This window comes from Butyrivibrio sp. (genome assembly GCF_015056685.1).
Classification (GTDB): domain Bacteria; phylum Bacillota; class Clostridia; order Lachnospirales; family Lachnospiraceae; genus Butyrivibrio.
On record NZ_SVFW01000084.1, the window covers coordinates 1 to 7482 of the forward strand.

The 7482-nt window shown below is 40.8% G+C and carries 4 protein-coding genes; 2 read left to right on the forward strand and 2 right to left on the reverse strand.

Going from position 1 to position 7482, the window contains the following annotated elements:
* Positions 1 to 13: 13 nt before the first annotated feature.
* The gene (locus tag E7303_RS17690; RefSeq protein WP_292146782.1) at positions 14 to 1195 is read left to right on the forward strand and encodes an aldo/keto reductase; all 1182 of its coding nucleotides are present in this window, start codon (positions 14 to 16) and stop codon (positions 1193 to 1195) included.
* A 97-nt stretch (positions 1196 to 1292) separates the two neighbouring features.
* Here E7303_RS17690 and E7303_RS17695 read toward each other — a convergent pair whose 3' ends face one another.
* Both E7303_RS17695 and E7303_RS17700 read right to left on the reverse strand, forming a co-directional pair.
* Positions 1293 to 4283, reverse strand: a complete 2991-nt coding sequence (locus E7303_RS17695) for a hypothetical protein (protein WP_292146783.1) — start codon at positions 4281 to 4283, stop codon at positions 1293 to 1295.
* A 123-nt stretch (positions 4284 to 4406) separates the two neighbouring features.
* Positions 4407 to 6524, reverse strand: coding sequence for an efflux RND transporter permease subunit (locus E7303_RS17700; RefSeq protein ID WP_292146785.1), 2118 nt, complete (start codon positions 6522 to 6524; stop codon positions 4407 to 4409).
* A 251-nt stretch (positions 6525 to 6775) separates the two neighbouring features.
* Between E7303_RS17700 and E7303_RS17705 the strand changes: the two genes are divergently transcribed.
* On the forward strand, positions 6776 to 7381 hold the full coding sequence (locus E7303_RS17705) for a TetR/AcrR family transcriptional regulator (protein ID WP_292146786.1): 606 nt from the start codon (positions 6776 to 6778) through the stop codon (positions 7379 to 7381).
* Positions 7382 to 7482: the final 101 nt, after the last annotated feature.

Sequence of the window (7482 nt, forward strand, 5' to 3'; positions counted from 1 at the left end):
AGGGAGATTTCTTATGGAGTACAGAAAAAATAAAAAAGGGGAACCAATTTCCATTTTAGGCTATGGCTGCATGCGATTTACAAGTGGTCCTACCGGAATTGACATCGATAAAGCTGAAAAAGAGATCATGACCGCTTTCGAAGCCGGTGTGAACTACTATGATACAGCCTATGTTTATCCCGGAAGTGAAGCTGCTCTTGGTGAGATACTTGAGCGCAACCATATCAGAGAAAAAGTAAACATAGCAACAAAGCTTCCACAGTATCTTGTCGGAAGCAGAAATGCTCTAGACAGGTATTTTAACGAAGAGCTCAAAAGGCTTCGCACCGACTATGTGGATTACTACCTCATGCATCACATGACAGCAAGCAATCAGTGGGATAAACTGGTTGGTCTTGGCGTAAAAGAATGGATTGAGGAAAAGAAAAAGAGCGGTCAGATCAGGAATATAGGCTTCTCCTATCACGGAAACACTGAAGATTTCATTGAGATTCTCGATGCCTATGATTGGGATTTCTGTCAGATCCAGTACAATTACATGGACGAGCACTCACAGGCAGGACGCAAAGGCCTTGAACATGCTGCCCAAAAGAACATTCCTGTAGTAATAATGGAGCCTCTTCGTGGCGGAAAACTTGTTAATCTTCTTCCTCAGAAGGCAAAAGCTCTGATTGCAACAAGTCCAAGCGGATATTCACCTGCAGAATACGGACTTCGCTGGCTTTGGAATCAGCCTGAAGTAACCTGCGTTCTTTCAGGAATGAATTCAGTAGAGATGGTACAGGAAAACTGCCGAATAGCTTACGACGCAAAAGCAGGCTCTTTTACCAAGGATGACTTTGAAGTAATAGAAAAAGTAAAAGCTATCATCTCTGAATCAGAACTTGTTGGCTGCACTGGCTGCAGATACTGTATGCCATGTCCAAAAGGAGTAGACATTCCGGCACTATTTAGGGTCTACAATATGACTGCACTTGAAAGCAAATCTGCTGCAAGGTTTGAATATGCCCAGACTGTTGGTCTGAAGAAAAAACCTGCATTTGCCACTCAGTGCATCGGCTGTGGAAAGTGTGAGCAGCACTGCCCACAGAGCATTCCTATCAGAGAAAAGATAAAGGAAGCAGATAAAGTACTTCGTCCACTTCCATATAAGATTGGCATTAATGTCGTTCGTGCTTTTATGCTTAGAAAGTAAATACTGATGATGTAGATTAGAAAGAGGATTCTTGATAAGCATATTGCTTACACAAGAATCCTCTTTATAGTCTTTAACTATTCTTAAATATCAATTATTAGAGAGACTTAATTGCATCTGTCTTGATGATAAATTTAACGCTGCTGTCAACGTCCTCACTTGCACCGCCAAATGATGTGTAGCTCTCGCCTGCCTCTTTGATTGCTGTCATTCTATCAGCAAACTCTGTAAGGTCTCCATCGAATGCTTCGTAGAGCTTCTTGATACCCTCTTCGTCAAGCTTGATAACGCCATCAAGGAGTTCCTGAACACCATCATCAAGTTTGATAGCACCGTCGTTGAGTTCGCCTACACCATCATTAAGCTTAATTGCACCGTCGTTAAGTTTACCAGCGCCATCATCAAGCTGTCTTGCACCATCGTTGAGCTGATATGCTCCATCAACAAGTGCATTGTTGTTTGAAACAAGTTCCTTGGTTCCATCATGGAGCTGTGAAGCACCACTGCTAAGCTGTCCAAGACCATCTTCAAGAGTTCCTGCTCCATCATAGAGCTGATTGATACCACTTGAAAGAGCTGCGCTACCATCTGCTATCTGCTTAGCTGCTGCTACCGCTTCCTGAATTTTGCCAAGTGATGAAACATCAAGGCCTGATGCCTGAACCTTTGCAAGGACCTGATCAATTGCTGTATAACCTGCCTTTGTAGCACCTACAAGCTGGCCATAGGATGTGAATACAGGCGCATTCTTCATCACCTGTTCTTTTATAGCAGGAGTCATTATCGGAGCAAGTGCTGCCTGTCCTTCTGTGGTATTAAGAATGCTCGCTAGCTTAGCCTGCATTGCAGAACTAGCTAAAAGTGACGCAATCTTTGATTCATCCATTGTTGACATGATAGATACAAGTGTATCTGTGTCCATATTTGCTATAATTGCTCCAAGAGTTGAATCATCAACATTAAGGATAAGCTTCCCCAATGTAACCGGATCAAGTTTTTTTACTGCTTCAGCCATTTTGTCAGGATTGCTCTTAATAGCATTTACCATATCATCACTGGTCATCAATGCAAAAACACCCGATTTATGAGTTGCTACATATTCTAAAGCAATTTTGGTTTTTTCTTCATCAGAAAGAGCTTTGCTCTCCTCAAGCATTGCGGCAATCTCTTCATCTGTGTAATACTGGCCAAGTGAATCATTCTCAAGGTCTTCCAAACTAAGAGTAACGGTTGTTCCTGTAGTTGAAACCTTTGATTCTCCAATTAAATCTGCTGTATTTGTACCTTCAGTTGTCTCAGAAGTTGTTGTTTCTGGGGTTGTTTCAGTAGCTGTGCCTGATATTGTTGTATCTGTGGTAGTTGTTTCTGTTGTTGTGTCTGTAGTCGTTGTATCTGTGGTAGTTGTTTCTGTTGTTATTTCAGTATTTTCCTTAACTTCTTCTGTATCGTTTGTTACTTCTTCTGTTTCTTCGATATCTTCGTCATCAGTATCATTTTCAGGATTGGTAATTGTATCTGTTTCTACATCCTGTTCAAGATTATCACCATTTGCCTCCGTAGTAACTGATGTTGTTGATGTAGCCTGAAGTGTGGATTTTCCAGCCTCGACCATCTCTGCAAGCTGTTTTTTACTTTCAATCTTTCCACCTGCAAGTGTATTTATGAAAGCGTAAAGCTCATCTGAACACTCTCCTCCGGAAGTAAGGTAGTTATATGCTGCATGGTACATTGCGCTCTGAGTCTTAAGTTCCTCAAGCTGTGTTGTCAGCTCTTTTATCTTAGTCTCATCAAATCCGCCAAGCTTAGCTGTAAGAAGATCACTAAAATGCTTTGAACCGGCTGCAAGAGTTGTAGCACCTGTCTTAGCACTTGCAAGACCTTCCTTAAGCTTTGTGGAACCATCCTTGGCAGCTGATGCTCCATCAGCAAGTTTCGCTGCGCCATCGTCAACCTTACCTACACCATCAGTATACTTAACAACTCCATCATATAATGAGCCGCTTCCATCATAGAGCTTGCCTGTGCCGTCCTTCAGGTCCTTTGTTCCATCTTTGAGTTCTTTTGTTCCATCGTAGAGCTCTGTTACGCCGTCGCGAAGATCTGATGTACCATCCTTAAGCTCCTTGCTGCCATCAACAAGCTTTGTTGAACCATCATTAAGCTCGCTCATGTCATCCTTAAGATCATCCAGCTTGTCGGAATCAGAAAGATCAGTTAAGCCAAAGTCTGAAAGGATATCTGAACTTGCCATTGTGATCGTCATGCCAAGTTCGAAATCTGTTGTATCAGCAGTTACTTCGAAATGATTTGTGAGTTTCTCATCAAGATCACCGTCTTCGTTAAGTTCTTCCCACTTCTCATCGTCTATATCAAGAGATTCTTTAAGGCCGGGAACTGCAACACCCATAACCACGTAGTTGCCGCCATCTGAAATAACCTTACCGTTTGAGATCTCTACGTTTGAGAACTTCTCTGAATCAAGCATCATACCTGAAACCATTGCAAATGGTGTGTAAACTTCAATTTCTTTTCCGTTTACTTCTACAGTCTGTTTTTCTTTATTCTCATAGTCGAAACGAATTGTAACTTTTCCGCTCTTACCAGCAAGTTCCTCAGGAGAAATCTCTTTTCCATCAAGTGTGTATGTGATCTTCATATTAACAGGAAGCTCTTTGTCTGTTGTTCCCTGATAGTAGATGTCTGCACCTGAAGCATTCCAGGTAAGTGTTCCGTCACCGTTATCTGTGAAAGTTTCCGAACCCTTTACATTTACGATATCTTTAAGTTCTGTTGTATCTGACATCTCGCTTGATGCATCTGCATTCTTGAGCCACTCGCTAACGATGACATCGTTTACTGCACCATTGGCATCTGTCTTAACATATACGGTCTCAACCTTGCCGGCCTCGGACTCACTTGAAGCAACAGCTGAATTTGTTACCATACTCTCTTCAATCTCTGACTCAGCCTGTGTCTCAACTGCTGCAGTCTCATCTGTAACTGTATTGGCTCCGCATGCTACTGACATCATAGCAAGCATTGCTGCCATTATAACTGAAAATGATTTCATTAAACTTTTTCTGATCATGACTAATTTCTCCTCTTTATTTTTTATATTAAATCTGAGCTAATGAAGTTCTGCTCTCGGCTAAAGCCTCGCCAGAACACGTTCGGACTAGGCTCGAAAAAAACCTCGCCAAGTCCTCTCAGCTCATGCCACATGATGGATAAAATCCCCAAAATGATGGTGCTCATGGTGAACAGCCTCAACCCCCTTCATGCCGAAGGTTGTCTTAACAATGAGCCAGTCGAAAAGCATGTACATTGCTGGCAGTACCAAAAGAACTGTGAACATACTGATGATTGCTCCTCTTGCCATCAGGTTACAGAGTGAACCGATCATATCGATACTAGAGATAAGTCCAACTCCGAATGTCGCTGCAAAGAATGAAAGAGCACTGACAATTACTGATTTCATACTTGTTGAAAGAGCTATCAACGTTGCCTCTTTCTTGTCATGTCCGTTCTTTCTCTCATTGAGGTATCTGGTTGTCATAAGGATCGCATAGTCAACTGTTGCTCCCAGCTGAATGGTTCCGATTACGACTGATGAGATGAAAGGAATTGTTGTCTTTGTATAGAACGGAAGTCCCATGTTAACAAAGATAGCAAACTCAATTACCGCAACAAGTATAAATGGAAGTGATACAGACTTAAGAACGAAGGCTATGATCAAAAATACAAGCCCGATTGAAACTGTATTAACTACGTTGAAATCATGATTTGTAATATTGATCAGATCCTTTGTACAAGGCGCCTCACCAACTACCATAGCCTTTGGATCATAACTCTTAACAATCTTATCAACCTGATTGATCTGAGCATTTATTTCATCAGAAGCTATCTTGTAATCAGTTGTTAAAAGAACCATCTTCCACTCGTCACTCTCGAGCTTATCAAGTGCATCCTCAGGAATGAACTCTCTTGGAAGTGCGGGACCAAGTAATGAATCTGTGCCGAGTACTGCTAAAATTCCGTCTGTATTTTTCAGCTCTTTTATCATCTGATTCATGGATGCTGAATCGAGGTTCTTATCAACAAGAAGCATGTACGCTGAATTCATCTCAAACTTCTCATCAACTTCGTTGGCACCCTGAACACTCTCAAGGCTGTCTGGCAAAGTCTGTGTCAGGTCATAATAAACACTTGTGTGATTATTTCCGTAAATTGCCGGATACAAAAGAACAAGAAATATAGCAAGGAAAGCAAGGTAATGCTTTGCAACAAACTTTGGAATTCTGTTAAATTCCGGCATCAAAGGCTTATGCTTTGTCTTTTCAATGAGGTTGTCAAAGACAAGGATCATACTTGGAAGGATTGTTACGCATCCGATAACACCAAATATAACGCCCTTAGCCATTACAATTCCCAGGTCAAGTCCAAGTGTAAAGCTCATGAACATAAGTGCTATAAAACCTGCAACTGTCGTTATTGAACTTCCAAGAACTGATGTGAAGGTCGCTGAAATAGCGTTTGCCATTGCATCCTTTTTGTCATCATTTCTTTCAAGCTCTTCCTGGTAGCTGTGCCACAGGAATATTGAATAGTCAAGTGTAACTCCCAGCTGAAGTACTGCACTCAGTGACTGGGTGATAAAAGAAATCTCTCCTTTAAAGACGTTGGTACCCATGTTGTAAACGATTGACATTCCAATACTTAAAAGGAAGAAAAGAGGTATCAGATAGGAATCCATTGTCAGTGAAAGAACTATCACTGCAAGAAGTACTGCGATTCCTACATATATAGGTGTCTCTTTTTCTGCCATGTTCTTGGTATCTGTTACGATGGCGCTCATGCCGCTCATAAAGCACTGCTTGTCGGAAATCTTTCTGATGTCCTCAATGGCCTGCATTGTTCCATCTGATGATGTTCCTTCATCAAATACAACGAACATCATTGTGGCGTCATCGCTATTAAAGGCATCGTAGACTTCTGTTGGAAGCATCTCCATTGGAACTGACAAGTCCATTACGGAGTCGTACCAGATTACATCTGCAACGTGGTCCACATTTTCGATTTTTGATTTAAGATTCGCAACATCTTTTTCCTCCATGCCCTCAGCTACATATAGGACAAAAGAGCCTGTTCCGAACTGGTCAAGCAGGATATCCTGACCTTTCATGGTCTCGATATCCTTCGGTAAATAAGTAAGGATATCGTAATTGACTCTTGTGTTAAAATAGCCGATCGCGGATGGAACTAGAAGTGCTATTGCCACTATCAGTATAACATATCTTAGCTTTACAATTAAATGTGAAAGCTTATTCATAACAAACTGCCTCCCTTTTTGTTGATTCATTTTTATTTCAAGCGGAACCATTTTTTATGAAATAGTTTATTGACCGCTAGTCATTTTTTATATATTATGGTATAACATGAATATGACCAACGGTCAATATTTTTTGTAAAAAATTTTTCTACACTATTCCGTCGGTTATCAAAAAGGGCTGTATCTCTGAATTTATGCAGATTGCAGCATACTTTGTCATATGTTAGAATTATGAAAACGAGGATATAAAAATGGGAAAAGCAGCAGATAATAAGAAATTAAAAATGGAAAATCTTCTCAATACTTCCTTTGAACTTTTCACTTCACAGGGAATAAACAAGACTTCCATTTCAGATATCGTTAATAAGGCAGGCGTTGCCAAGGGAACCTTCTATCTTTATTTTAAAGATAAATATGATATAAGGAACAGACTCATCGCCCACAAATCCAGTCAACTCTTTATGAAAGCCTATGAAGCTCTCGGAGATGCCGGAATTGAAGGCTTTGAAGACAGACTTATATTTATAATGGACTATGTTTTGGATGAGCTTGAAGCCAACAAGGGGCTTCTTGCTTTCATATATAAAGACCTTTCCTGGGCGGTATTCAAAAAAGCTCTCACTTCACCTACTCACAGTGAGGACGTTGACTTTGGAGAAGTTTACAGGAAAATGCTTGAAGAGTCCGAGCTTGAATTTCAAGACCCGGAAGTAATGCTCTTTCTTATAATAGAGCTTGTTGGTTCAACCGGCTACAGCTCCATTATGTATAATGATCCTGTATCCCTTAATGACCTTAAGCCACATCTTGAAAAAACAGTTAGAAATATCATAGAAACTCATACCGTAAAGCATTAAAAAGGTAAGTCAGCGGGGACGGTTCCAATGTCATTTAGATAAGAGTCCCCCTGGTTCACATTTAATTAAATAGTATCTTCAAGCAGAGGTGTAAAAGCCTC